We start from the raw sequence: 26428 nt of genomic DNA, 5'->3' as shown, positions 1-26428 counted from the left end.
ACAAGGCTAGCGACCTCCTAACTGAAGGCCGAGCAATACTAGCGAATGAGGCGAAGGCTGACAAGGAGAATTTGCTAAAAAATAAGCCTTCACCAAGTGAATGGTCAAAAAAAGGTCAAAAGCGACACAAAACTCATTTGGGCCTCTTTTAACCTTCATATAACTCAACCACTTCTGATAACAGACGCAATTCATTGTGTCCGTTAAAGTTAAGGCTAAATTAACAGTTCGCTTTTACCGCATCTGCAATCTTAAGTGCCGACGCTTGAACAAGTTCTGCATCTTCACCTTCTACCATCACACGCAGTAATGGCTCAGTGCCAGACTTACGTAATAGCACACGGCCTTTATCACCAAGATCAGCTTCTACTTCAACAACGGCAGCTTTAACTGCTTCTGCTTCTAGTGGGTTTGAATCACCACTGAAGCGAACGTTTTCTAGAACTTGAGGGTATAAAGTCATACCTTGAGAAAGTTCGTTTAGTGTCATTTCACTATCAACGACTGAAGCCAACACTTGAAGCGCAGCAACAATTGCATCGCCCGTCGTTACTTTGTCCAATAGAATAACGTGACCAGAGTTTTCAGCACCTATCTTCCAACCTTTAGCCTGCAGTTGTTCCATAACATAACGGTCACCAACAGCGGCACGAACAAATGGAATACCCAATTGCTTAAGCCCGTTTTCCATACCAAGGTTCGTCATTAATGTACCAACAACACCGCCTTTCAACTCACCTCGACGTAATGCATCACGAGCAATGATATAAGCGATTTGGTCGCCATCAACCTTGTTACCTAACTCGTCAACCATGATGATGCGGTCACCGTCACCATCAAAGCCAAGACCTAATGCTGCTTTTTCTTCAACGACTTTCACTTGCAGAGCACGTACATCTGTCGCGCCTACTTCGTGGTTAATGTTAGTACCATTAGGTTCAACGCCCATGGCAATAACTTCTGCACCCAACTCTTTAAATACAGCAGGAGCAATGTGGTAAGTTGCGCCATGTGCACAATCGACAACAATCTTCATTCCCGCTAACGTCATTTTGTGTGGGAATGTGCTTTTACAAAATTCAATATAACGGCCTGCTGCATCATTTAAGCGTACAGCTTTACCCAATGCAGAAGATTCCACGCACTCAATATCTTTGTCTAATTCAGCTTCGATAGCCAACTCAATTTCATCTGACAATTTAGTTCCTTCAGAAGAGAAGAACTTAATGCCGTTGTCATAGAAAGGGTTATGCGATGCTGAGATAACGATCCCGGCTTCCGCACGGAATGTTTGCGTTAGGTAAGCAACAGCAGGTGTTGGCATCGGGCCCGTAAAAGTCGCCTGAAGACCAGCAGCAGCAAGACCGGCTTCTAACGCAGATTCCAGCATGTAGCCTGAGATACGAGTATCCTTGCCAATAATCACTTTCTTCGTGCCTTGTTTCGCAAGAACACGGCCCGCAGCCCAGCCAAGCTTCAGAACAAAATCAGGTGTAATCGGGTACTGGCCTACTTTGCCACGCACACCATCTGTGCCGAAGTAACGTCTTTTATCAGACATATTGATTTTCCTTAATTATTATTAGTGATTGTTATTCATCACTTCGATTATTTTCATCGCTTCCAACGTATCTTCAACATCGTGGACGCGAATAATTTGGGCACCTTTCATTGCGGCGATCGTGGCGCAAGTGACACTTGCTACCATGCAGTCAGTCGGTGCTTTGTCCAACAGCTTAAAGATCATCGATTTTCTCGACATCCCAGCTAAAATTGGCAACCCAAGCTTATGAAATTTATCAAGTTGTGCTAATAGGTGGTAATTGTGTTCAATGGTTTTACCAAAACCAAAACCGGGGTCAAGAATCAGTTGCTCTTTAGAGATACCTACAGTTTCACAAGCTTCAACTCTTTCTTTCAAAAAGCCTTCCACATCTGTTAGCACATCATCGTAACTTGGGTTAGCTTGCATGGTTCTTGGTTGGCCTTTCATGTGCATCAGGCAAACAGGAACATCAGCATTTGCGGCAGCTTCTAAGGCTCCGGGCTCTTGTAAAGCGCGCACATCATTGATCAGATCTGCGCCGACCTCAACAGCTTGGCGCATCACTTCCGCTTTACTGGTATCAATAGAGATCCAGACATCAGACTTAGCACGAATTGCTTTAATCGCAGGAATCACTCGGGATAGCTCTTCTTCTAAGGTAACTTCCGGAGCACCAGGACGGGTCGATTCGCCACCAATGTCAATAATGCTAACGCCAGCTTGAATCATTCGTTCAGCTCGCAGTAAGGCATTATCTAATGAACTGAATTCCCCACCATCAGAAAAAGAATCAGGGGTGACATTGAGGATACCCATTACATGTGGGCGGTCTAAAACGAGCGTTTTATTGTTTGCTTTTAATATCATGAAAGGCAGGTCTTAAAGAGTAAAAAAAAACACCTTGAGCTATAAACAGAAAAACCCTGAGCGTACTCAGGGTTTTAATTTATAGCTTAGCGATTAAGAATCTTTGTTTTGAGTATCATCTGATTCAGATTTAACGTCTTCAACTTTCGACTCTTCAGCTTCTGGTTCGGCTTTAGCTTGTTCTTCAGATTTAACGTCAGCTTCAGGCTTGGCTTCTTCCTTTGCAGGTTCTGCTTTTACTTGTTCACCCCAACCAGCAGGCTCACGGATCTCGGTTTTACGATCCATCAAATCATCAATTTGCCCCGCATCAATCGTTTCATACTTCATTAATGCATCTTTCATTGAGTGCATTAAATCCATATTGTCTTCGAGTATTTGTTTCGCTCGAGCGTAATTACGATCAATTAGGATACGAATCTCTTCATCGATAAGTCGAGTGGTTTCATCCGATACGTGTTTAGCTTTGCTCATTCCTCGACCTAAGAAAACTTCACCTTCTTCTTCTGCATAAAGAAGAGGGCCTAGTTTTTCAGAGAAGCCCCATTGAGTCACCATCTTACGAGCAATATCAGTGGCACGTTCAATATCGTTTGATGCACCTGTCGATACCTTGTCTGAACCGTAAATCAATTCCTCAGCAAGACGACCACCGTATAGGCTAGAAATCATCGATTCTAGGTGTTGACGGTTCATACTTACACGATCTTGTTCTGGTAAATACATAGTAACACCAAGCGCTCGACCACGAGGGATGATAGATACTTTGTACACTGGATCGTGCTCAGGCACTAAACGACCAACAATTGCATGACCAGCTTCATGGTAAGCCGTCGATTCTTTCGTTTCTTCAGTTAGAACCATTGAACGGCGCTCAGCACCCATCATGATTTTGTCTTTCGCTAATTCAAACTCAACCATAGAAACATTGCGCTTGTTACCGCGAGCAGCGAATAGAGCGGCTTCGTTCACAAGGTTCGCAAGGTCTGCACCAGAGAAACCTGGTGTACCACGAGCAATCAGAGATGGTTCAACATCACCTGATAGTGGAACCTTACGCATGTGTACTTTAAGAATCTGTTCACGACCACGTACATCCGGTAGACCAACCACTACTTGACGGTCAAAACGGCCTGGACGAAGCAATGCTGGGTCAAGTACGTCTGGACGGTTAGTCGCAGCGATAACGATAATACCTTCGTTACCTTCGAAACCATCCATCTCAACCAGCATTTGGTTTAGTGTTTGTTCACGCTCATCGTGACCACCACCAACACCAGCGCCACGCTGACGACCAACAGCATCGATTTCATCGATAAAGATAATACAAGGTGCTGCTTTCTTCGCTTGTTCGAACATGTCACGCACACGAGATGCACCGACACCAACAAACATTTCAACAAAGTCAGAACCTGAGATAGTAAAGAACGGTACTTTCGCTTCACCGGCAATCGCTTTTGCAAGCAATGTTTTACCAGTACCAGGAGGACCAACCAACAGGATACCTGTCGGGATCTTACCACCTAGCTTTTGGAAACGACTTGGGTCACGAAGATAATCAACAAGCTCTTTAACGTCTTCTTTTGCTTCGTCACAACCAGCAACATCAGCAAACATCGTTTTGATTTGTTCTTCGCTCATCATTCGAGCTTTACTCTTACCGAAAGACATCGCGCCTTTACCGCCGCCGCCGCCTTGCATTTGACGCATGAAGAAAATCCACACACCAATCAGTAAGATCATTGGGAACCAAGAGATGAAGATAGTGCCAAGCAGGCTCTGCTCTTCAGGTGGTGTACCCTGAACTTTTACGTTTTGATTAATTAAGTCATCAAGTAGCTTTTGATCATAAACAGGCATGTAAGTTACATACTTAGAACCACCGCCACGACGTGTGAAAGTAATTTCGCTGTTATTGAACTGTGCGTCTTGAATCTGGCCTTGGCCAACTTCCTGTACAAACGTGGTGTAATCTACTGCTCTGCCGTTACTTTCCCCAGGGCCAAAGCTCTGGAATACCGACATCAACACAACCGCGATAACAAGCCACAGAATTAAATTTTTTGCCATGTCACTCAAGGTGTAAGCCTCTCGATAACTAATTGTAATTAAAGGTAGGGTACTACAGTTTGTAACCTGTAGCCATGTTGTTAACTCTCACTCTTGGAAGAGAATCGTTAACCTTTGTAACCAGTTGCTACGATAAACACTTCACGAGATCGAGCTCGAGAAGAGTCGGGTTTTCTCACTTTGACTGTTTTAAACATCTCACGGACGTCCTTAACATATTGGTCAAACCCTTCGCCTTGGAATACTTTTACAACAAAACTACCATTGGTAGCTAGAACTTGTCGACACATATCCAAAGCTAATTCAACTAAATACATAGCTCTTGGCTGATCCACAGAATTATTGCCTGCTATATTAGGCGCCATATCAGACATCACTACATCAACCATGTTTGGTTGTATACGTTCCAATAAAGCTTCTAGCACAGCATCTTCACGGAAATCGCCTTGCAGAAAGCTCACTCCTGCAATCGGGTCCATTGGCAACAAATCACAAGCAATGATTTGTCCGTTGTCTCCAATAATCTTAGCAGCATATTGAGACCAACCGCCAGGCGCTGCCCCTAAATCCACAATGGTCATTCCAGGAGTCAGCAATTTATCTTTAGTTTGAATCTCTTCCATTTTGAAATAAGCACGCGAACGATAACCTTTTTTTCTAGCTTCGTTTGCATACTTGTCGTCGAAGTGTTCCTTCAACCAACGGCCTGAACTGGCCGAGTGTTTCTGTTTACTCATTGGATACCTAAATTGGAGGAAAGTACTAATTGCTGAATAAATTATAGTCTTCAGCTTTAGATGGCGTTAAAATAGGTTTTTTCAACCCTAATACTAAATAAAATTGGCCGCGTAATGAACCTAAGTACCAAACAAAAGCAGCATCTAAAGGGCCTAGCTCACAGTTTAAAACCTGTCGTGCTAATGGGCGCAAATGGACTTACTGAAGCTGTTCTAGCGGAAATCGAATTGGCTCTAGACCACCATGAACTGATCAAGATTAAAGTTGCATCAGAAGACCGTGAGACTAAGCAACTGATTATCGATGCAATTGTACGTGAATCTAAAGCTGAGAAAGTACAGACTATCGGTAAAGTTCTAGTACTGTTCCGTCAATCAGAAGCACGTAAAATCGAGATTCCACGCAAATAAGCGAGCTTAATAATAAGCTAACTTCACTTAGAGAAAACCATAGCGTTTATCTTTTAGTGTAGCGTGAGAAACGAAAAAGGTCGCATTAGCGACCTTTTTACTTATCAGAAACAAAGCAAATTCAATTAGATGTATTCAACTTTGTCAATTTCGAAATCTTTATCACCGCCAGGGGTAGAGATGTGAACTTCGTCGCCTTCCATCTTACCGATAAGACCGCGAGCAATGGGTGATTTCACAGAAATACGACCCGTTTTAATCTCGGCTTCATCTTCAGAAACGATTTGGTAACGGAATTCTTCGTCCGTATCCACATCAACCAAAGTCACTGTCGTACCAAAGATAATCTTACCCGTGTTGTCCATCTGGGTTACATCGATGATCTGAGCCAGTGATAGCTTATATTCGATATCTCGAATTTGAGCTTCACAGATACCCTGCTCTTCACGAGCTGCGTGGTATTCAGCATTCTCTTTCAAGTCACCTAGTTCACGTGCTTCACCGATAGCTGCTGAGATAACAGGGCGTAGCTTAAGTAGGCGATCTAATTCGTCACGTAGCTTTTGAGCGCCACGTACTGTCATTGGAACCTTTTCCATTTTTTACCTCTATGCCAAAGCTTTCTTTGGCCAACATAAATCCACCCAACATAGTTATTGGGTGATAGAAACAAAACGATTTGGCTTAGTGTAAACAAACTTTATGGCTAAATCACCTTTATTCCACTTTGCGTTATAAAAGCTTTATCTAGGTCTAAATTACAGACATCACAAAAATGAATAATAACCTCCTCATCAATAAGCTGAGAAATAAATACCTAAAAAAACAAAAAACAAACAAAATAAACACAGATCACACTTTTATAAAAAACATTTAAAAACATACACTTGAGAAACAATAAATATAATAAAACAGTGTTCATTTTTTAGTTTTATATCATTTTACTAACTAACAATGGAACTTTAGAGGTAAAAAGTAACCCATGGATTGCACTGGCATTTTTCAGACTTCTGTTCTAATCATGATTATGAAGCCTGATTAATACAGGCAATACACAAAAGGGTTCAAATCCTTGATAAAACCTCTATGGACAGTAATTAGGAATTAATAACATGAACAAGACTATGATCGCGCTTGCTGTATCGGCTGCAGCTCTTGCTACTAACGCAGTGGCAGCGGACGGCAAACAAGCTGGTGGTATTGACGGTACTTCTGTATACAGCTCAAACGGCACTTCTCTAGAAATCGGTGGTCGTGCGGAAGCTCGTCTATCTCTAAAAGATGGTAAAGCACAAGACAACACACGTGTACGTCTTAACTTCCTAGGTAAAGTTGAAATCCAAGACAGCCTATACGGTGTTGGTTTCTACGAAGCAGAATACAACGCAAACGACTACGAAGGCGACGCTGATTCTATCGATCATCGTTACACTTACGCTGGTATCGGCGGTACATTCGGTGAAGTAACTTACGGTAAAAACGACGGTGCGCTAGGCGTAATCACTGACTTTACCGATATCATGTCTTACCACGGTAACTCAGCAGCATACAAGATTGCAGCGGCAGACCGTACAGACAACATGCTTTCATACAAAGGTGAATTCCAAGACCTAGCAGTTAAAGCAAGCTACCGTTTTGCTGACCGTTCAGAAAACCTAGCTGGTGATTTCGTTGATAACAACGAAGACGGCTACTCTCTATCTGGTATCTACGCAATCGGCGACTCTGGCTTTAAGCTAGGTGCAGGTTACGCTGACCAAGACGAGCAAAACGAATACATGCTAGCAGCATCTTTCCGCACTGAAGCTCTTTACTTTGCTGGTGTATTCACTGATGGTGAACTATCGAAAGACAACGGTGATTACACTGGTTACGAATTCGCAACTGCATACACGCTAGATAAAGCTGCATTCACTCTAACGTACAACAACGCAGAAACAGATGGTGATACATCAGCTGACAACGTTGCTGTAGATGCGACTTACTACTTCAAGCCTAACTTCCGTTCGTACATCTCGTACAACTTCAACCTAATCAGTGAAGGCGACAAGTTCGGTACAGCTGATACTTTAGTAAACCGTGGTGCAACTAAAGCACAAGCTGAAGACGAACTAGCTATCGGTCTACGTTACGACTTCTAATTCTGGTTATCTAATTGATTAATTAGTTAATTGAGAATCAAAACGCCCGCTATCTAGCGGGCGTTTTTTATATCTGTATACTAAAAACATCAGCCATCCAAGAAAATCTTCTATGCGCCTTCTACCCACCCTACTTGTATGTAGTTTTTCGATTAGCCTTTTCTCAATTAACGCTTTCGCATATGCCCCTCTTGATAAACTGCCCGATGGTAGTAGTACAACCTTAATACTGCAGTCATTAAGTGGAGGTTCAAATAAAATGAATACCGACACTGATGGCTTTTATCCACCAGCCAGCACTTTAAAACTGGTTACGGCTTTGGCAGCCAAGTTGGAATTGGGGGATGACTTTCACTACACGACCAACATAGCTCGTTCTAATGAAGATGTTGTGATCTCATTCAGCGGTGACCCAACGCTACAACGAGAACATCTAAAAAGCCTTTTGGCTCAATACGCTAAGTCGCAATCTAAAACCATCAAAGGCAACTTATACCTCGATAACTCGGCTTATACGGGCTATCAACGAGCGGTGGGTTGGCCTTGGGACATTCTAGGCGTTTGTTACAGCGCGCCTTCTAGCGCGATGACCTTAGACAATAACTGTGCACAAGCCTCTATTTATACAAAAGATAACGGCAGCACTCGTGTCTATATTCCCGCTCACTATCCGATAGACGTGACAACCACCGCAGCCACCGTAACTCGCTCAGGGCAGAAAGCCACGCAATGCGACTTAGAGCTAATTACTACTCCAGACAACGCTTACAAGCTGTCAGGTTGCTTAGTAGAGCGTAAGAAGCCACTGCCGCTCAAGTTCGCGATTCAAAACCCAGAGCTTTATACCTATCAAGTCGTGACATCGCTTCTTGAAGAGCTGAAAATCCAAGTTAAAGGCGATGTAATTGTTGGAAAAAAAGCTAAAGCAAACAAAACCACGTTAGTCGCGAGCCATCATTCTGAAAAGCTTCCCGAACTGCTCGATACCATGCTGAAGAAATCAGACAATCTAATAGCAGACAACCTAACCAAAACACTGGGTGCAACGTTTTATGTCCAACCGGGCAGCTTCAATAACGGCACAGAAGCAATAAAGCAGATACTGCTGACGAAGGCCAATATCGACCTCAGCAAAGCACAGCTAGTCGATGGTTCAGGGCTCTCGAGGAATAACCGAATGAAATCGCAAACCATGGCTCAGGTTCTCCGTTATATCTGGGATAACGATCAACAGCTCAACCTGATTGAGGCTATGCCTACATCTGGCACTGATGGAACGCTCAAATACCGTCAAAGCATGAGAAAAGCACCAATCCAAGGTAATATTATTGCGAAAAGTGGGTCTTTGTATGGTAGCTACAATATGGCAGGTTTTGGTTTAGATAAAGCGGGAAAACCAAACTCTCTGTTTGTGCAGTTTGTGCGTGATTACTTCCCCGACAAGCCAGATCCAGACAAACCAGTCGAAGCACCTATCACCCAATTTGAACGTGCTTTCTACACAGATGTAGTTAAATTCAGCCAAACACATAGCAAATCCAGATAACTGCTTACTTGTAAGAGGCTGTTAATTAAACAATAAAAAATGGCGCTGAAGATCTTAAATCTTCAGCGCCATTTTTGTTTCTAAGGTGTTTTTCTTCGGAAGTGCTTTTTGTTTCCAAAGTCTTTATTTGACGGCGTTAAGCGATACCCAAAAATAAATTCACTACCGTGAAGTAAATCCACATCCCCGAAATGTCGACTACTGAAGCCAAAACAGGGCTCACCAGCACCGCCGGATCTAACTTGAATAACCGAGCAACAATCGGTAGCCCAGCACCTAGCACAGTTGATATTGTCACTTGAATAAACAGAGCGACAGCAATCGCATAAGCAATCATATTAATGTCGTAACCGCCTGTAGATTGATTGTCACTGAATAATAAAATACGGCCTATCATCACCAAGGCAATAGCAAGTGCTAAGCAGATAGCGACTCTAAACTCTTTCCAAAGAACCTTAGCCCATTGGCGCTTCTTCAACTCGCCTGTGGCTAAGGCCCTGATGACCAGAGTCGCAGCTTGTGTTCCGGTGTTACCACCAGCAGCAGCAATTACAGGCATGTAAATTGCCAAAAGTACCAACTGACTGAGAATGTCTTCATACTGAGCAATGATAAGCCCAGAGACAATACCCAGCAGTGCTAATGCAATAATCCAACCGATACGCTGCCTAACATGACTAAGCACTCCAGTTGAAAGGTAACCCTGTTGAGGTTCAACCTCTGAGTAGATCAGCCCTAGTTGGTGAGCTAGATGTCGAGAGCGCTTCTCAAAACCCTGCACCTCTAACTCACTAAGTAAAGTCTGAATCGTACTAAGAGAACATTGCCCAAGTACTAGCACCGCATCTTCAAGTGGCATTCGGTTTAAAAGGTTAATTTGTTGCTCACGCCCATACTGTTGAAATGCATTAGATACAGCTTGGATGTCTTGCTCTGTGTACAAAGCTTCGATAGATAAAAAAGTGTTGTTCATTACCGTCATGGCGAATCTCCCGATTGGCAAAGGTAACGACCATCAAAACAAATAGCATAAGTTTATAGATTTATAGATTTATAGATTTATGCGCACCAAGAGCTGAAAGCTACTGGTGTGTCTACTTGTTAGAATCTAGTGTGTGGAAAAGAATGAGGGGGAAAAACAAAGATACCCTACCCGAACGGCAGGACAATAGATCAATACCGAGACGGGTTATTCTTCTCCATTCAAACTAGGAGGATGGTCGGTATTGTTCATAAAAATCTCCAGAATTACTGTCAATATGACAGCGCGCATAGTATAGCAACAGGCGTTTAAATACTTCGTCAACTTTGTGTCAATAAAAAAGGCATCCGTGGATGCCTTTTGTTCAATTATTGATGTGCGTTATTACTTAATAGTAATACGAGCAAACTTACGCTTACCTACTTGGTAAACTGCAGTACCTGCTTCAGGTACGAATTTGCTGTCTTCAATCTTCTCGCCTTCAAGCTTAGCCGCGCCTTGCTTGATCATACGCATCGCATCAGAAGTAGAGTTTACAAGACCCGCTTCTTTTAGAACGTTAGCAATCGGTAAACCTGCTTCGAATTCGAATTCAGGCATTTCGTCTGGTACTTGATTCTTAGCAAAACGGTTAACGAACTCTTGCTCAGCCGCTTCAGCATCCGCTTCACTGTGGAAACGAGCAATGATCTCTTTCGCTAGAAGTACTTTAACGTCACGAGGGTTTTTGCCCGCCTCAACGCCAGCTTTCAGTTCCGCAACTTCTTCAAGTGGACGGAAAGACAGTAGCTCGTAGTAGCTCCACATTAGATCGTCAGAGATAGACATGATCTTACCAAACATCTCGCTTGGTGCTTCGCTAATACCGATGTAGTTGTGCGCAGACTTAGACATCTTCTTAACGCCGTCTAGACCTACAAGTAATGGCATCATCAGTACCGCTTGTGGTTTTTGACCTGCTGCTTTTTGCAGTTCACGACCCATTAGAAGGTTAAACTTCTGGTCAGTACCACCAAGCTCAACATCACTCTCTAGTGCAACAGAGTCGTGACCTTGTAGAAGTGGGTACATGAATTCATGGATTGCGATCGGTTGACCACCAGCGTAACGCTTTTTAAAGTCATCACGCTCAAGCATACGAGCAACAGTTTGGTTAGAAGCAAGACGAATCATGCCTTCAGCGCCAAGCTCAGATAGCCACTCAGAGTTGAAACGAATTTGTGTTTTCGCAGGGTCTAAAATTTTGAATACTTGCTCTTTGTAAGTTTCAGCATTCTTCAATACGTCTTCACGGCTTAGCGGCGGGCGTGTTGAGTTCTTACCTGATGGATCACCAACCATTGCAGTGAAATCACCAATAAGGAATGTCACTTCATGACCAAGCTCTTGGAAAGCACGAAGCTTGTTAAAGATAACCGTATGGCCTAGGTGGATATCTGGAGCAGTTGGATCGGCACCCAGCTTAATGCGTAAAGGACGACCTTCTTTTAATTTAGCAATCAGTTCGTCTTCTGGAATCAGTTCTTCTACGCCACGTTTGATCTCGGCTAGTGCAGCTTCAATACTCGCCATTCTTGTTCACTCCCACAGATTTGGCAAAAATATAATAATTAGACATCTTACTTGAATAGCGATGTATTTTGAAACCAGTTACACTATTCCGTCGTCGATTTTCATAATATTTACAGAACGAACCGGAACATGTTGTCTATTTTTGCACGCCTTCCTATTTTGCACCGGGCTTTTATCGCATTTTTTAGTGCCGTAATTTTCGTCGCGATCTTCTTACTCCCCGATGTCAGCAGTTTACGTGACGATACGGGCGCTTTAGTGGTGGGGAAACATTACCCACTGACTATCAATGCATCTGCACTTGTTAGCTCGAGTGACGCGCCGCCGACGGCTGTGCTTAATTGGGAGAAATACACCGTTCGTTCTGGCGAAAGCACCTCTGTCTTATTTGAACGTATTGGCCTCTCATACCGCTTGCTGATCACGCTACTCAATACCAATAATGATATTAAGAAGCAGCTGTCTAACCTAAGACCTGGCGATGTATTGCAGTTTGGTTTTGATGAAAACAATGACCTTATTCAGTTAAAACGACAACTTAGTGCGTTTGAAAGCTTCAAGATCACTAAGTCTGGCGATTCTTTCTCATCAAGTTTCGACAAAAAAGAAGTGGCTTACCAGTACAACTATGCCGAAGCCAACATCACTTCTAACTTCTGGAATGCAGGCGTCAATGCAGGCCTAACTGCAAACCAAATCATGGAACTGGCGGGTATATTCGGTTGGGATATCGACTTTGCGTTAGATATTCGCAACAACGACAGCTTCAAAATCTTGTACCAAGAGAAAGTGGTTGAAGGCGAAGTTGTTGGTCGCGGTAAGATTATGGCGGCCGTATTCAAAAACCAAGGTGATTCATTTACCGCGGTATTGGATGATAAGAGTGGCAACTATTTCGATGAGAACGGTCGCGCAATGAAGAAAGCCTTCCTGCGCTCACCGATTGATTTCCGTCGTGTGACATCGAACTTTAACCCTAACAGAAAACACCCAGTAACAGGCAAGGTTCGAGCTCACCGAGGCACCGACTATGCAGCTCCTGTTGGCACGCCGATATGGGCAGCCGGTGACGGTATTGTCCAGAAGTCGGGTTACAACCAATTCAACGGTAACTATGTGTTCATCCGACACAGCAACACCTACATCACCAAATACCTGCACATGAAGCGACGTATGGTGAAAACAGGCCAGCGTGTAAAACAAGGCCAAACCATTGGTACTTTGGGTGGCACAGGTCGTGTTACTGGTCCGCACTTACACTATGAATTCTTGGTCAATGGCGTACATAAGAATGCGCGTACCGTGAAATTACCGCAATCTAAGTCGTTAACGGGTAAAGCAAAAGCAACATTTATTGCGAACTCAGAAATTCGATTGAGTAACCTTGAGCGATACGGCCAGTTAATAGCAACTAATTAGGCTACTAGTGACTAATTAGATTAATAGCCATATAAACCAACGAAAAGAGCGCCCATCAAGGCGCTCTTTTTATTTCCATCGAACCAGGAATTATCTTTCACTATCGTTGCTTGGGAACACATCGGGCTTCTTATTTCGACCTAGCATTAATAGACAAGGAGTAAGCACCAAGGTCAATACTGTCGCAAAAGCCAAACCTCCCGCAATTGCCGTAGCGAGTTGCGACCACCATTGCGTGCTCGGTGCGCCAAACTCAATCTTTTGATTAATCAAATCGATGTTCATCTCTAACACCATCGGCATCAAGCCTAAAATGGTGGTAACCGTAGTGAGCATTACTGGTCTTAAACGCTGAACACCTGTCCTGAGAATCGCATCTCGCTTGTCCAAGCCGCGTTTTATCAGTTGGTTATAGGTATCAATCAGCACAATATTGTTGTTTACCACAATTCCTGCCAGCGCTATCACTCCAATACCGGACATCACAATGCCAAACGGACGCTGGAAGATAAGCAAACCAACAAACACACCAACCGTTGAGAACAGCACCGCACTAAGAATCAAAAACGCTTGATAGAAGCTATTGAACTGAGTAATCAGAATCAGCGCCATCACCGCCAGTGCAACCAAAAACGCACTTTGCAAAAAAGCTGACGAGTTCTCTTGCTCTTCATTTTGACCTCGGATACGGAACTCCACGCTACTTGGTAAGCCCAACTCACTTAACGCTTGCTCAATCTTTGGCAGTTCGAGCGCAAGGTTATAGCCCTCTTCCATATCTGCCATTATGTTCACCACACGCTTGCCATCAAGGCGCTTAATCGTGTCTTGCTTATGGTCAGGAACAATCTGCGCAAAGTTGGTAATCGGCACTAAGCCAGCCGGTGTTTTGACTCTTAACTGGTCAAAGCGGCCAATGTCTCTCTTATCATTCGGGTAACGCACTAAGATATCGACCTCTTCTGATGAGTCATCAGGGAGGTAGTCACCAATCTTTAACCCGTTAGTCACGAATTGGACGGTATTACCCACCAAAGTCGCGTCTGCTGCAAAACGCGCGGCATCGTCTCGGCGAATATCCACCTTCCAATCAATACCATCTTTGCTCGCAGTATCGCTGATGTTAGTCAGTGCCTGATTACCATCCGCCCAGTTTCTGACGATCTTGGCCGCTTGACTAAGTTGCTCTGGCGTTCTTGCTGACAGTTCAATAACTAGGTCATTCTCAACCGGAGGCCCTGCATCTGGAAACTTATATTCAATCTCAACCCCAGCATATTGATCGGTTTGCACCTTTAACTCTTCAATGATCGCCTTAACACTGCGGCGATATTGCCAATCAACGGGAGTAATTGATATCAAACCAATTTGGTCGTCACCACCTGTTCGCGTGTAAACCGTATCGAACTCATCATGATTGAGCATCGTTAGTTCAATATCACGCATGATCAGGTCTTTTTCTTGGATAGATAAATCACCATGAGAGCGAACTTTGACATTGAAAAATGGAGGATCAACCTCAGGGAAGAACTCTGCACCGAGCCCTGCCTTTGAGTAGGTAAAACCAACTGCGATAGACAATACAATCGCACTGATCAGAATTTTAAATGGATGCTTAATCGCAATCGACAGTGTCTGGTAATACGCTTTCGTTAAACCTGTTGCTTGTGAGAAGTCACCATTGTGCAGTGCCACCATTCGAGCTTGGTTTTTAGGCGAAACGTATTGAGGTTTACCGATCAAGCCACCCAAAACTGGAACAAACAGCAACGCCATGATCAATGAAGCAGTTAACGTGGCAATCAGTGTTAATGGCAGGAATTTCATGAACTCCCCTGTCACATCAGGCCAAAACAGTAACGGAGCAAACGCAGCTAATGTCGTTGCCGTTGATGCCGTTATCGGCCATGCCATACGCTTGGCGGCATCTCGGTAAGCGGCTTTTCGATTTTCCCCTTCTTGCATTCTCCGGTCGGCAAATTCGGTCACCACAATCGCACCATCGACCAACATACCCACAGCCATGATCAAAGAGAACAAGACCACGATGTTGACGGTTAAGCCAAATACCGACAGCACCAGCAGCCCTGTCAGGAATGAGCCGGGAATTGAAATGCCCACCAACAAGGCGGTGCGAACACCAAGAATCGCGATGATAACAATCACCACCAAAATAATGGCTGATAAGATATTGTTTTGCAGATCATTGAGCATGATCTTCACATCTTTAGATTCATCCCAAGTATATTTGACCAAGAGATTGTTTGGCCACTCGGCTTGCTGCTGAGCACCAGCCATTACCGCTTTGACTAGCTCAACGGTTTCAATGATGTTTTCACCTGCACGTTTCTTGATATCCAAGACAACCGCGGATTTGCCATCTAAACGGGCAAAGCTTTCAGGATCTCGAAACGCTCGGCGAACCGTAGCCACATCGCCAAAGGTTACTACCTGTTTACCATCCACTTTGATTGGCAACTCAAGTACGTCTTTTAAGGAGTTAAACACAGAAGGGACTTTGACAGAAAAACGCCCGTAGCCTGTATCAACAAAGCCTGCGGCCACCACTCGGTTATTCAAAGCAATCAGATTATAGATGTCCGCTTGATCTAGGCTGTAACTCTCCATCAATAATGGGTCAACGATGATTTCCACGATGTCATCGCGATCGCCTGCAATATCGACCTCTAAAATTTGGCGATAACTTTCTAGTTCATCGCCAAGATCCCGTGCAATCTGCACAATGGTACGTTCAGGGACAGTTCCGAATAAAACCACCGAAAGTACCGGTTGTTCCGATGCTAGAGTCACCTCATTTACAGTCGGCTCATCGCTGTCTTCTGGCAACTTGGGCTTAGCCAGATCAACGGCATCGCGAACATCAGCCATTGCTTTGGTGAGGTCAACACCGACATTAAATTCCAACACAACAGAGGCATGGCCTTCTGCTGCCGTTGCCGTCATTTCTTTTACGCCTTCAATAGACCTAAGCTCTTGTTCTATTGGTCGAACTAATAAACGTTCGGCATCAGTAGGAGAGATACCTTGATGCCCTACAGAAACATAGATAATAGGAATCGTGATGTCAGGGCTCGACTCCTTAGGGATCGTAATATAAGTCACAGCACCCGCGACAAGGATCAACGCTAGAAGGGAAAGCATTGTTCGAGCGCGAGACAAGGCTGCATCAATAATTGAATACATCGGCTATCTCCTACTCTGCTTTCGCTTTAGAAAGTTCAGTATTTTGCTCAACAGCAATCACCGCATCACCATCTCGTACAAAACCTTGCCCGACGGTGATGATATCGACTTGTTGACCTAATCCAGTAAGCCATACTCCGTCTTGCTCAGCTTTGACTAATTGAATACCGACAAACTTCACGATTGGAGAGTCATCAATAGATATTAAGGTTTTGACCCCAAGATTACCGGCCTCATCTAATGCCAGCATTGCAGGTGTAATCTTGATTGCATCGCTTGTTTCTAGGTTGAGTGTTACTTCTGCACTGACCCCCGCAGGTAAGAAACCTTCGGAGTTATCAATTTCAATCTCTATTGGGAAGGTGTTCGTAGAAGTAGAAGAAATTCGAGATACATAACGCAAACGACCTTGAGCTTCTTCTCTCCCTAGCAGGCGAACCGACGCAGATTGATCAACTAATAAATGTTGAATATGGCGCTCGCTAACATCGGCTTCGATGACTAAAGGATCGAGATCGATAACTCCCGCAACTGGGTCTCCAACGCCAACAAAATCTCCGAGTTCAACCATCAAGTCTTGAACCACACCAGAAAAAGGCGATGTAATAACTGTATTTTTTAAGGCCAGTTCAGCATTGCGCTTCATGGCTTTGGCTTCGGTTAGTGAAGCCTCTGCGGTGGTATAAGCGATTTCTCCTTGAAGCCCTCTTTTCTTCAATGATTGCGCAGCCTTAAATTCTTTTTGTTTTAATCGATATAAAGCAGAGGCTCGTTCCAGTTGAATCTCTAAGTCGCCTTTGTCGATTTGAGCAATGGCCTGTCCTGCTTTGACCATATCGCCTTTAACCACGTTTAATTTGACCACTTTACCAGCCACTTCAGCCCCCAAACGAGCATGCCTATCTGGCGCCGTTCGTCCGTAGAGATCAATCGTTTTAAAGGTCGGTGAAGACGTGAATGCTTGAAAGGAGACTTTTGCCATCGGGATTTCTGTCGACTTTTTTACAGGCGACTCTTCAGCTTGCCCTACACCTAAGCCAAGCCAGATCGACAATAAAATGACGAGAACGAGTGAAACTAACCAAGGCTGCTTAAATTTCTGAGAAAGCGATGAGCCAGAAAATTGAGTAGGCATAACAAATCCTTTTGTGCAGTGTGGTTGAAGCGTGCGATTTTATTGCACAACGTAATGTACAACATCCTGATGCACAAAGAGTTACCTTAACAGAGCAACACCGATCGAAGTTGGACGCTCTCGACAATTTAAAAAATATGGCGTCTACTATAATTAAAGTAAATAAAACAAACGCAATACATCACAATTCAACATAACCCATAAGATACGCGAATAGAAGAAATGAACTTACCCTTTGTTTTATATGATGTATTCATTAAAAAAAAACGCCGAACATAAGTTCGGCGTTTACAGTATTTCTAAGATAGCTTTCAACTCAAGCTATCTTTCGGTCCAAGCTATACGCTAAATGATGCGCCACAACCACATGTTGTCGTTGCATTCGGGTTATTTACAAAGAAACGTGCGCCTTCTAGGCCTTCTGTGTAATCAACCATGCCGCCCATTAAGTATTGCAGGCTCATTGGGTCAACAACCAGCGTTACGCCGCTGTTGATAATAGTAGTGTCGCCATCATTTACTTTTTCATCAAATGTGAAGCCGTATTGGAAACCACTACAACCACCACCTGTAATGTATACACGTAGTTTTAGTTCTGGATTTTCTTCTTCTGCAATCAACGTTTTTACACGGATGGCAGCAGCATCAGAAAATGACAATGGGATATTTACTTCGCTCACAACAACCTCTCTTACCTGTGTCAAAAACAACATGATACAAACCTAATTCGAGACCATAGTTGTTGAGTATTTTCTTATATTCTGATGATTATCTAATACCTGACTGAAACGTTCAAGTATTCACCACAGGATCATTACTTTTACTGCCGTAAACTCGTCAATATCTGATCATTAAAACGTGTAACCACACAAAACAACCAGATTCGGGGGATTATATCAGCGAAAGCATTCCTAGTTGGATTGTGGATAGGTACAATGCGTGCCAATTGGTCCGACAGTCAAAAGAGGATATATCAATGACCAAATCAGCAGAACTGTATCAAAAGGCACAGCAAACTATTCCGGGTGGCGTTAACTCTCCAGTGCGCGCTTTTAACGGTGTAGGTGGCTCTCCAATCTTCGTTGAGCGAGCTGACGGCCCACTTATTTTTGATGCTGATGGTAAAGCATATATCGATTACGTTGGCTCTTGGGGCCCAATGATCCTAGGTCATAACCACGGAGTTATCCGTGAGGCTGTGATTGATGCAGCACAACGTGGCCTAAGTTTCGGTGCACCAACAGAAACTGAAATCAAAATGGCTGAACTTGTCTCTGAAATGGTTCCTTCTATGGAACAACTTCGTATGGTGAGCTCAGGTACAGAAGCGACAATGAGTGCAATTCGCTTAGCTCGTGGCTTCACTGGTCGTGACAAAATTCTTAAGTTTGAAGGTTGTTACCATGGCCACGCAGACAGCCTACTAGTAAAAGCAGGTTCTGGTGCATTGACTCTAGGTCAACCAAGCTCTCCAGGTGTTCCTGCTGATTTTGCTAAGCTGACGCTAACAGCAACGTTCAACAATCTAGACTCAGTACGTGAAATCTTCGCTGCAAACAAAGGTGAAATCGCATGTATCATCGTTGAGCCAGTAGCAGGCAACATGAACTGTATCCCACCAGTAGAAGGCTTCCACGAAGGCCTACGTGAAATCTGTGACCAAGAAGGTGCATTGCTAATCTTTGATGAAGTAATGACCGGCTTCCGCGTTGCAGAAGGTTGCGCTCAGGCTTATTACAACATCAAACCCGATCTAACGTGTCTTGGTAAAGTTATCGGTGGTGGTATGCCAGTGGGTGCTTTTGGTGGCCGTAAAGACGTGATGCAATACATCGCACCAACAGGTCCAGTTTATCAAGCAGGTACGCTTTCAGGTAACCCGGTAGCAATGGCTGCAGGTTACGCGTGTCTGAGCCTTTTAAGAGAAGAAGGCAACGAGAAGCGTCTTGCTGCGAAAACCAAACAGCTCGCAAGCGGTTTCAAATACCTAGCTGAAAAGCACGGCATCCCGATGCTTGTACACCAAGTTGGTGGCATGTTCGGTTTCTTCTTTACTGATCAAGAGTCAGTAACGTGCTACGAAGATGTAACTAAGTGTGATGTAGAACGCTTCAAGCGCTTCTTCCACCTAATGCTTAAGCATGGTGTTTACCTTGCACCATCAGCATTCGAAGCAAGCTTTACTTCTCTTGCTCATGGTTCAAAAGAAATTGATGCAACATTAGAAGCCGCTGACCGTTGTTTCGCTATCATTGCTTCTGAAAGCAACTAATCAAACCACGAGCATTTAAGCTAAGCGTTTGAATTTAGGGCTGCATTACTGCAGCCCTTTTTAATACATCGCACTCATCAATCACGCATATTGTCGCTTGGGTTCTCCTGCCTTTCGACTCAGAAACGCTTAACGTTCCCAAAAAAGAAAAACCAACAACATGATTGTACCGAGGAACATTCTGAACCAAGGGATCTCTTTTTTTGTTTGCTGTTCTTCGTCTTGGCATTTCTTATCTTTATTACAGCATCCCATAATCAAAACTCCTCATTGCTAACTCTCTGTTTTGCAGCCATTATAAACTCAGAATGCCAATATAGAGACCATTACCGTGTCAGAAAAACTTAAAATTAATTCCAGTCACTGGGTGATCATCATTGCCCTGCTCGCGGCGGCTTATGCTTGTTATTTACTTATCGAGCCGTACGTTAACTCAATCGTGATGGCATTTATCATTTCACTATTGATGTTCCCGATCCATGAGTGGCTTGAAAAAAAACTCCCTAATAAAGAAAACATCGTCTCCCTACTATCGTGTGTGATCCTGACCTTTATTATTGTTATTCCTTTATTAGCCGTATTTGCAGCCATTGTTCAACAAGGGTCTCTATTCTCTCAAAACACCTATCAATGGGTGACACATGGCGGTATTCAAACTCTATTTGCGCATCCTCTGGTTGTTAAAGCCCTGTCGTTTGTAAATAACTACCTACCTTTTGACAACATTGAACCACAAGCTATCGCACAGAAAGTGGGCGAGTTCGCGACGAGCTTCGGTTCGAAACTTGTCGGTATCAGTGCAAAAATTCTTGGTGATGCGACCAATTTCTTAATGGACTTCTTCTTGATGTTGTTTGTTCTGTTCTTCTTATTAAGAGATCACGACAAAATCATCAGCGCAGCTCGTCACATTCTTCCACTATCTCGAAGCCAAGAAGACAAGCTTCTAACTGAAATTGAGCAGGTATCGAAGTCAGCCGTAATGGGGTCATTCTTAACGGCAATCGCGCAAGGTTTTGCTGGCGGTTTAGGTATGTGGATAGCAGGCTTCCCTGGTCTATTCTGGGGCACAATGATGGGCTTCGCCTCTTTCATTCCTGTAGTGGGTACCGCATTAATCTGGATTCCAGCGGCAACGTACTTGTTCCTAACAGGTGATACAACGTGGGCGATTTTCCTAACGGTTTACTGTGTAGCGATTGTAGGTTCAATTGACAACCTTCTACGTCCACTGCTGATGCAAGGCAGCGCTGGCATGAATACCCTAATGATTTTCTTCTCGCTATTAGGTGGTATTCAACTGTTTGGCTTAATTGGTCTTATCTACGGTCCATTGATTTTTGCTATTACCATTGTCCTATTCAACATCTACGATGAAGAGTTTAAGGACTTTTTGAACCAGCAAGACAAGAGTTAAGCAACTCTTCAGCAACTTGGTTGCCGAACGAGTATTAAACACTTCAAGCTTTGGGCGGATTGTGCGAAAATCCGCCCTCATTTTTTGCTAACGATTCAATAGAGTGTCCTATGTCAGCTTATATTGCACCAAGCCAGATTGCTCAACGTCAACTCGCCTACTTTGAAGGCAAACATGTTTTAGTTGCTGGTGAGGCAGAAGACTTATTCCCTGTTGAATTAGCGAAACATTGTGAATCAGTCACAGTGTTTACTTCTAATTACAGCTACTACCGTCAATTAGAAGGCTGCAACACAATTCAACGTTTTTATGGTGCTGAATTTACAGACGAAACGAAAGCAGACCTAGTGATGCTTTACTGGCCAAAAGCAAAAGCTGAAGCTGAGTTTCTGTTGGCGATGTTATTTGCCAAGCTAGGCAAGGATATAGAGATCGTCGTTGTTGGTGAGAACCGTTCAGGTGTGAAAAGCATCGAAAAGATGTTCGCTCCTTACGGCAAAGTCGTGAAATACGATTCGGCGCGTCGTTGTTCTTTCTACTGGGGTCAATGTTTCGAACAACCAGAAGCTTTCAACCTGCAAGACTGGTTTAAAACCTACACGGTTAATATTGATGAGCAATCACTTACCGTGAAAAGCCTTCCTGGCGTGTTCAGCCATGGCGCATTCGATGTGGGTAGCCAACTTCTGCTTGATACTTTACCGAAACTAAAAGGTAAGGTGCTGGACTTTGGTTGTGGAGCCGGTGTTTTAGGTGCTGTTATGGCGTCTCGCAACCCTGATATCGACCTGGAGATGTGTGATATTAGTGCCTTCGCAGTAGCGTCAAGCCAAGCCACTTTAGAAGCGAACGGTTTGACAGGTAATGTGTTCGCCTCTGACGTCTATTCTGACACCTCAAAAGACTATCAGTTTATCATTAGCAACCCACCATTCCACTCAGGGTTAGATACCAGCTATAGCGCCACTGAGACCTTGCTTACACAAGCGCCTAAGCATTTAAAGCGAGCGGGTGAGATGATTATTGTCGCAAACAGTTTCTTAAAATACGTTCCAATTATTGAACAAGCTTTTGGAAAATGCGCGACTCTAAATAAGACCACTAAATTCGCGATATACCACACAAGTAAATAGCCTATCTAGCACAGCGCAGGGTCATTATCTGCGCTGTCTGTTCATATTTTTATCAAAAGCCTATAAAAGTGAGCTTTTGCACACGCTTTAAATACCACTTACTTGTCAAAGTAAAAAAACTCGTTAATTTCGTTAAATTGGAACCCGTTAATTCTATTCTCTGTACTTGTTTTCGCCCCTTTTATCAGTACATCAAAGGAAAGTAGTACCCAATTTATGTTTAGATTCTATCGTAAGCAGAAGTTTAAGCGCCTTCAAAATACCCTAATGCTGGCATTTCTTGTCCTCAGTATTACCCCAGTGACACTTATCGCGATATTTTTCCTCCAATCGCACAGTCAGGACCTTCAGGAACAAAGTACCTCACACCTTGTTTCCGTTCGTGATACTAAGCAACAGCAAATTGTCGATTATCTACAAGCTCAAGAGTCTCAAGTGATGGGCTTTGTGCGTTCAGAACTCGCCAATGCCAGTGGTGGGCGATTTTACGGCTTAATCAATGCCTTCCAACGACTTGGTTTAGATATTGACGAAGCACGCAATAATGCGCAGCAGCGCTACATTCAAGGTTCTGGCGATCAAATAAAAACATCGATTCTTCCAGAGTCCACCAGTTTTATTGGCAGCGAGCGTTATCGTCTACTGCACAAGCGCTACCATAATGCCTACTTAGAGCTGCTTAAACGCTCCGATTTTGACGATATTTTATTAGTCGATATCAATGGCAATATCGCTTACTCAGTCTTTAAGCATGATGACTACGGCACCAACTTATTAACCGGCAAATACAAAGATTCAAACCTAGGCCTGACGTTTCAACGACTAGCAAAAGACGTGACCGATAGACGTAGATCTAACGAAGATTACACGCCCGTTATTGTCTCTGACTTCAAAGACGAAGACGGAAAACAAACCGCATGGCTTGGTGCGCCAATCGTACAACAAGGTTACTTACACAGTTATGCGATGTTTAGACTTCCGATTAACGGCATTACTAAGCTGATTGCCGACGTAAATAAGCGTTCAAACATTCAGACGTTATTGGTCGGTGACGATCACTTGCCCCGTAGCCTCGCGCATTCACAAGAGTCGATCAATTTAAGCTTAGATGTTGTTAATAAAGCACTTGCAGGTGAAACAGCCGTTGGGACGTTCAACAACACTCAAGATCAAGCGATCATCGCGGCATACACTCCTATTGAACTAAAATATGCGACATGGGCTTTGGTCGTGGAGCTTCCAGAGAAAGAAGCTTTTGCTCGTATTCATCAGCTAGAAAAGATCTTCGTGATCGTAATGCTAACAGCGATCATTCTTGTGTTTGTCGCATCACATTATCTGTCCAATTTCATCACTTCCCCTCTCCTCAAGCTCACGTGGGCTGCCGAGAAAGTCTCTGCAGGTGATCTTGACGAAACCATGATTAATACCGAACGCAAAGACGAAATAGGCCGCTTAGCCGTCAGCTTTGAACGGATGCAGCGTTCGATTCGCGAAAAAATGCAGCTAATTAGAAGCCAAAATGATGAGCTTGAGGACAACCTAAAGACCATTCAAAAGCAAAACGAAGAGCTGCAGTTGGCCAACAAGCTTAAAGATGAGTTCTTAGCAACGACCTCACATGAACTAAGAACACCGCTACATGGCATGGTTGGTATTGCTGAAGCGCTAATATCCGGCGCAAATGGCCCTATTCCTGCTAATCAGAAATACCAACTGGATATCATCATCAATAGTGGACAGAGATTGGCAACACTGGTTGATGACCTGCTTGATTACCATAAAATGCGTTATGGCAGCTTGGACATTAAAAAGTCTGCCGTTGATTTGTCTGCCGCCACCAGCTTGGTTCTTGAGCTTTCTCATCACCTATTAGGTAACAAGCCAATCCGCATCATTAACCAAGTGCCAAGTGATTTAGGCCTAGTTTCATCGGACCCTCAACGACTTGAGCAAGTGATGTATAACTTGGTTGGTAATGCCATCAAGTACACATCCGAAGGTAAGATTGTTATCTCAGCAAGCGTTATCGACGACAACATTCGTGTACAAGTTGTCGATACAGGCCAAGGAATACCGGCAGAGTACCTTGAACATATCTTTGAACCACTGATTCAAGCTGGCCAAGATGCCAGTAACTACCGCCAAGGTGCAGGGCTTGGGTTATCTATTAGCCGTCAGCTGATTGAGCTAATGGGAGGTTCACTGTACGTGAGTAGCCAGCCAATGCTAGGCACGACTTTCAGCTTTACTCTGCCTCTAGCTACCCAACAAGAACTGGATAGCTATAACGAGTCTGGAAACTACTCACACTTCCAAGCGCCAGATTTGATAGATAATAGCCAACAAGAAAACAGCATTATCAGTGAAGACCCTAATGGTCCATTATTAGTTATCGCTGATGATGAGCCAGTCAACCTGCGCGTGTTAGACAGCTTCTTGAAATTAGAAGGTTATCGAGTTCGTACCGCATGTGATGGCCCAGAAACCATTGAACTGATTGAAAAAGAGAAACCAGAATTACTGTTACTCGACATCATGATGCCAGGTATGAGTGGTTATCAGGTTTGTGAAGCGCTACGTAAGCAATATGATCACGCTCAATTGCCAATCATCATGCTTACGGCATTGAACCAAGCAGAAGACCGAGTACGAGGCTTCGAAGCGGGTGCCAATGACTACTTATCCAAGCCATTTAATAAACAAGAACTGGCTGCTCGAATCACAGCGCACTTATCGGCAAGTAAAGCCGAGCAAAGGCGTCTTGAGAATGACCAACTGCAATTAGAGCTCAAACATAGAGCCATGGTTGAGGCCAACCTGTTAGAAACTCAAGGACGCTTGCTAGAACAGTTGGAGTCAGCTCCAGAGGCGATCATCTGTATTCGAGATGACCAACGTATTCGATTTGCAAACGAAGCGGCTGCTAAGCTATTTAGACGCGGACAAGAACAACTTAAGCGTTCAATGGCCGACGAGATCATCGCACCTAAATACCTCAAAGTGGAACAAGCCCACTACTGTGGTGATATTGATATCTACATAGATGACACACGTCAGCGCATTCCAAGTGACATCCTCAAGCTACCTGAAGGCTCAGGGCTCGATACCATGTATATCTTCAATGTGGGTGGTGGCGTTAACTCAAACCGAGTTAATAACCTTGAAACGGCGGTTGAGGCACTTTCAAGCTACGCCTTTGAAGGTGACAAAGATAAGCTGCAACAACTGAAGGAGCTTGGTGGTGAATTTACTCGTCTTGCTGATAAGGCAACCGGTGAAGGTAAAAACAAACAAGAGCTGATGCGTGAAGCATTAGTCGATGTCATGACCAATGCCATTATCTACTGGGAGTCTGTTACAGGGGAAACCAAGTTTGCTTTCGCAGAGAAAAGTGGCTTGTGGCGAGTCTATTTAGACCGCAGCACACTTCAAACTCGAACCTTAGATAAGTACCTTCGTGTAGAAACACTACCAAGAACGCCTCGCTGGAGAACGGTATTGAGCTCTATTGAGTTTATTCTCGAACATTGTAAAGAGCAGACCCCCGAAAGAACTCATATCGAGATGCTAAGGGATAAACTGCAGAAATTACTGACCAGCTAACCCCGAAGAAATATCACGATACAGTGAGTAATGAAGCCCACCTTGAGTGGGCTTTTTCATGCCTAATCGTTCAATAAAAGCACAACATTTAGTCTACGTTATTACTTTTTTTTTCTAGTTAAACAAGCCAAATCATACGTCACGCAAGCTTAAACAATCACCTATTCAATCGATACTTAAGAGCTTATTCTTGGCTGAATTTCACATTCCTCCGACTCTTTGTTGCAGTTTGAGAAGCGAGTCACAACAGAACGGCAGATTTAATTTTCTAGGGAAATTTAACGTAGAACCAGTAAGTGATAGAGATCTACAATTACATTAAAATGGAATAACCCATTATAATAAAAAGCTAGGAAAGTAAGTGATCACT

18 protein-coding genes are annotated in these 26428 nt (G+C 43.7%); 8 read left to right on the top strand and 10 right to left on the bottom strand.

Going from position 1 to position 26428, the window contains the following annotated elements:
- Positions 1-220: 220 nt before the first annotated feature.
- The 4 genes from glmM to rlmE all read right to left on the bottom strand — a co-directional run bounded on the left by glmM (position 221) and on the right by rlmE (position 5220).
- On the bottom strand, positions 221-1561 hold the full coding sequence (gene glmM, locus AACW75_RS03240) for a phosphoglucosamine mutase (protein WP_145570513.1): 1341 nt from the start codon (positions 1559-1561) through the stop codon (positions 221-223).
- A gap of 21 nt (positions 1562-1582) precedes the next feature.
- Positions 1583-2413, bottom strand: coding sequence for a dihydropteroate synthase (gene folP, locus AACW75_RS03235; protein WP_145570511.1), 831 nt, complete (start codon positions 2411-2413; stop codon positions 1583-1585).
- 93 nt (positions 2414-2506) lie between these two features.
- On the bottom strand, positions 2507-4483 hold the full coding sequence (ftsH, locus tag AACW75_RS03230) for an ATP-dependent zinc metalloprotease FtsH (RefSeq protein ID WP_029224781.1): 1977 nt from the start codon (positions 4481-4483) through the stop codon (positions 2507-2509).
- Between the two features lie 107 nt (positions 4484-4590).
- A complete protein-coding gene (gene rlmE / locus AACW75_RS03225) occupies positions 4591-5220 on the bottom strand; it encodes a 23S rRNA (uridine(2552)-2'-O)-methyltransferase RlmE (RefSeq protein WP_145570509.1) in 630 nt (209 codons plus the stop codon).
- Positions 5221-5334: 114 nt separating this feature from the next.
- Here rlmE and yhbY point away from each other — a divergent pair, with 114 nt between their 5' ends.
- Positions 5335-5631 carry a ribosome assembly RNA-binding protein YhbY gene (gene yhbY, locus AACW75_RS03220; RefSeq protein ID WP_004734509.1) on the top strand — a complete coding sequence of 99 codons (297 nt, stop codon included), beginning with the start codon at positions 5335-5337 and terminating at the stop codon, positions 5629-5631.
- A 125-nt stretch (positions 5632-5756) separates the two neighbouring features.
- On the opposite strand, the gene greA is transcribed toward yhbY, so the two are convergent.
- Entirely contained in the window at positions 5757-6230 is a 474-nt protein-coding gene (gene greA, locus AACW75_RS03215; protein WP_017073082.1) for a transcription elongation factor GreA, read from the bottom strand.
- 513 nt (positions 6231-6743) lie between these two features.
- Between greA and AACW75_RS03210 the strand changes: the two genes are divergently transcribed.
- Both AACW75_RS03210 and dacB read left to right on the top strand, forming a co-directional pair.
- Positions 6744-7772, top strand: a complete 1029-nt coding sequence (locus tag AACW75_RS03210) for a porin (RefSeq protein ID WP_017073083.1) — start codon at positions 6744-6746, stop codon at positions 7770-7772.
- A 112-nt stretch (positions 7773-7884) separates the two neighbouring features.
- Positions 7885-9318: a serine-type D-Ala-D-Ala carboxypeptidase gene (gene dacB / locus AACW75_RS03205; protein ID WP_145570507.1), complete on the top strand. Its 1434-nt coding sequence runs from the start codon at positions 7885-7887 to the stop codon at positions 9316-9318.
- Between the two features lie 136 nt (positions 9319-9454).
- On the opposite strand, the gene AACW75_RS03200 is transcribed toward dacB, so the two are convergent.
- Entirely contained in the window at positions 9455-10300 is an 846-nt protein-coding gene (locus tag AACW75_RS03200) for a magnesium transporter (protein ID WP_145570505.1), read from the bottom strand.
- 384 nt (positions 10301-10684) lie between these two features.
- On the bottom strand, positions 10685-11872 hold the full coding sequence (gene tyrS, locus AACW75_RS03195) for a tyrosine--tRNA ligase (protein ID WP_004734518.1): 1188 nt from the start codon (positions 11870-11872) through the stop codon (positions 10685-10687).
- 129 nt (positions 11873-12001) lie between these two features.
- Here tyrS and AACW75_RS03190 point away from each other — a divergent pair, with 129 nt between their 5' ends.
- The gene (locus AACW75_RS03190; RefSeq protein WP_145570503.1) at positions 12002-13291 is read left to right on the top strand and encodes a peptidoglycan DD-metalloendopeptidase family protein; all 1290 of its coding nucleotides are present in this window, start codon (positions 12002-12004) and stop codon (positions 13289-13291) included.
- 90 nt (positions 13292-13381) lie between these two features.
- Here the strand turns inward: AACW75_RS03190 and AACW75_RS03185 are convergent, their stop codons facing one another.
- From AACW75_RS03185 to erpA, 3 genes are all read right to left on the bottom strand, one after another.
- Positions 13382-16495, bottom strand: coding sequence for an efflux RND transporter permease subunit (locus AACW75_RS03185; RefSeq protein WP_145570501.1), 3114 nt, complete (start codon positions 16493-16495; stop codon positions 13382-13384).
- A gap of 10 nt (positions 16496-16505) precedes the next feature.
- Positions 16506-17630, bottom strand: a complete 1125-nt coding sequence (locus AACW75_RS03180) for an efflux RND transporter periplasmic adaptor subunit (RefSeq protein ID WP_145570499.1) — start codon at positions 17628-17630, stop codon at positions 16506-16508.
- A 338-nt stretch (positions 17631-17968) separates the two neighbouring features.
- Positions 17969-18310 (bottom strand): iron-sulfur cluster insertion protein ErpA, encoded by a 342-nt coding sequence (gene erpA / locus AACW75_RS03175; protein ID WP_029224783.1) that lies wholly within the window; start codon positions 18308-18310, stop codon positions 17969-17971.
- Between the two features lie 296 nt (positions 18311-18606).
- Between erpA and hemL the strand changes: the two genes are divergently transcribed.
- From hemL to AACW75_RS03155, 4 genes are all read left to right on the top strand, one after another.
- A complete protein-coding gene (gene hemL, locus AACW75_RS03170) occupies positions 18607-19902 on the top strand; it encodes a glutamate-1-semialdehyde 2,1-aminomutase (protein ID WP_017073091.1) in 1296 nt (431 codons plus the stop codon).
- 331 nt (positions 19903-20233) lie between these two features.
- Positions 20234-21319, top strand: coding sequence for an AI-2E family transporter (locus AACW75_RS03165; RefSeq protein WP_017073093.1), 1086 nt, complete (start codon positions 20234-20236; stop codon positions 21317-21319).
- Positions 21320-21429: 110 nt separating this feature from the next.
- On the top strand, positions 21430-22452 hold the full coding sequence (gene rsmC / locus AACW75_RS03160) for a 16S rRNA (guanine(1207)-N(2))-methyltransferase RsmC (protein ID WP_145570498.1): 1023 nt from the start codon (positions 21430-21432) through the stop codon (positions 22450-22452).
- 216 nt (positions 22453-22668) lie between these two features.
- Positions 22669-26058, top strand: coding sequence for a response regulator (locus tag AACW75_RS03155; protein WP_145570496.1), 3390 nt, complete (start codon positions 22669-22671; stop codon positions 26056-26058).
- The last annotated feature ends 370 nt before the right edge of the window (positions 26059-26428 follow it).

The organism is Vibrio sp. L3-7 (assembly GCF_963898195.1).
In the GTDB taxonomy this organism is placed as follows: domain Bacteria; phylum Pseudomonadota; class Gammaproteobacteria; order Enterobacterales; family Vibrionaceae; genus Vibrio; species Vibrio echinoideorum.
The sequence above is the reverse complement of the archived record's forward strand: the minus strand, read 5'-3'. Positions and strand labels throughout refer to the sequence as shown.

Bases quoted from the DNA above. Each gene is read 5' to 3' on its own strand.
- glmM (WP_145570513.1), bottom strand. From the start codon at position 1,561: ATGTCTGATAAAAGACGTTACTTCGGCACAGATGGTGTGCGTGGCAAA.
- folP (WP_145570511.1), bottom strand. From the start codon at position 2,413: ATGATATTAAAAGCAAACAATAAAACGCTCGTTTTAGACCGCCCACAT.
- ftsH (WP_029224781.1), bottom strand. From the start codon at position 4,483: ATGGCAAAAAATTTAATTCTGTGGCTTGTTATCGCGGTTGTGTTGATG.
- rlmE (WP_145570509.1), bottom strand. From the start codon at position 5,220: ATGAGTAAACAGAAACACTCGGCCAGTTCAGGCCGTTGGTTGAAGGAA.
- yhbY (WP_004734509.1), top strand. From the start codon at position 5,335: ATGAACCTAAGTACCAAACAAAAGCAGCATCTAAAGGGCCTAGCTCAC.
- greA (WP_017073082.1), bottom strand. From the start codon at position 6,230: ATGGAAAAGGTTCCAATGACAGTACGTGGCGCTCAAAAGCTACGTGAC.
- AACW75_RS03210 (WP_017073083.1), top strand. From the start codon at position 6,744: ATGAACAAGACTATGATCGCGCTTGCTGTATCGGCTGCAGCTCTTGCT.
- dacB (WP_145570507.1), top strand. From the start codon at position 7,885: ATGCGCCTTCTACCCACCCTACTTGTATGTAGTTTTTCGATTAGCCTT.
- AACW75_RS03200 (WP_145570505.1), bottom strand. From the start codon at position 10,300: ATGACGGTAATGAACAACACTTTTTTATCTATCGAAGCTTTGTACACA.
- tyrS (WP_004734518.1), bottom strand. From the start codon at position 11,872: ATGGCGAGTATTGAAGCTGCACTAGCCGAGATCAAACGTGGCGTAGAA.
- AACW75_RS03190 (WP_145570503.1), top strand. From the start codon at position 12,002: ATGTTGTCTATTTTTGCACGCCTTCCTATTTTGCACCGGGCTTTTATC.
- AACW75_RS03185 (WP_145570501.1), bottom strand. From the start codon at position 16,495: ATGTATTCAATTATTGATGCAGCCTTGTCTCGCGCTCGAACAATGCTT.
- AACW75_RS03180 (WP_145570499.1), bottom strand. From the start codon at position 17,630: ATGCCTACTCAATTTTCTGGCTCATCGCTTTCTCAGAAATTTAAGCAG.
- hemL (WP_017073091.1), top strand. From the start codon at position 18,607: ATGACCAAATCAGCAGAACTGTATCAAAAGGCACAGCAAACTATTCCG.
- rsmC (WP_145570498.1), top strand. From the start codon at position 21,430: ATGTCAGCTTATATTGCACCAAGCCAGATTGCTCAACGTCAACTCGCC.
- AACW75_RS03155 (WP_145570496.1), top strand. From the start codon at position 22,669: ATGTTTAGATTCTATCGTAAGCAGAAGTTTAAGCGCCTTCAAAATACC.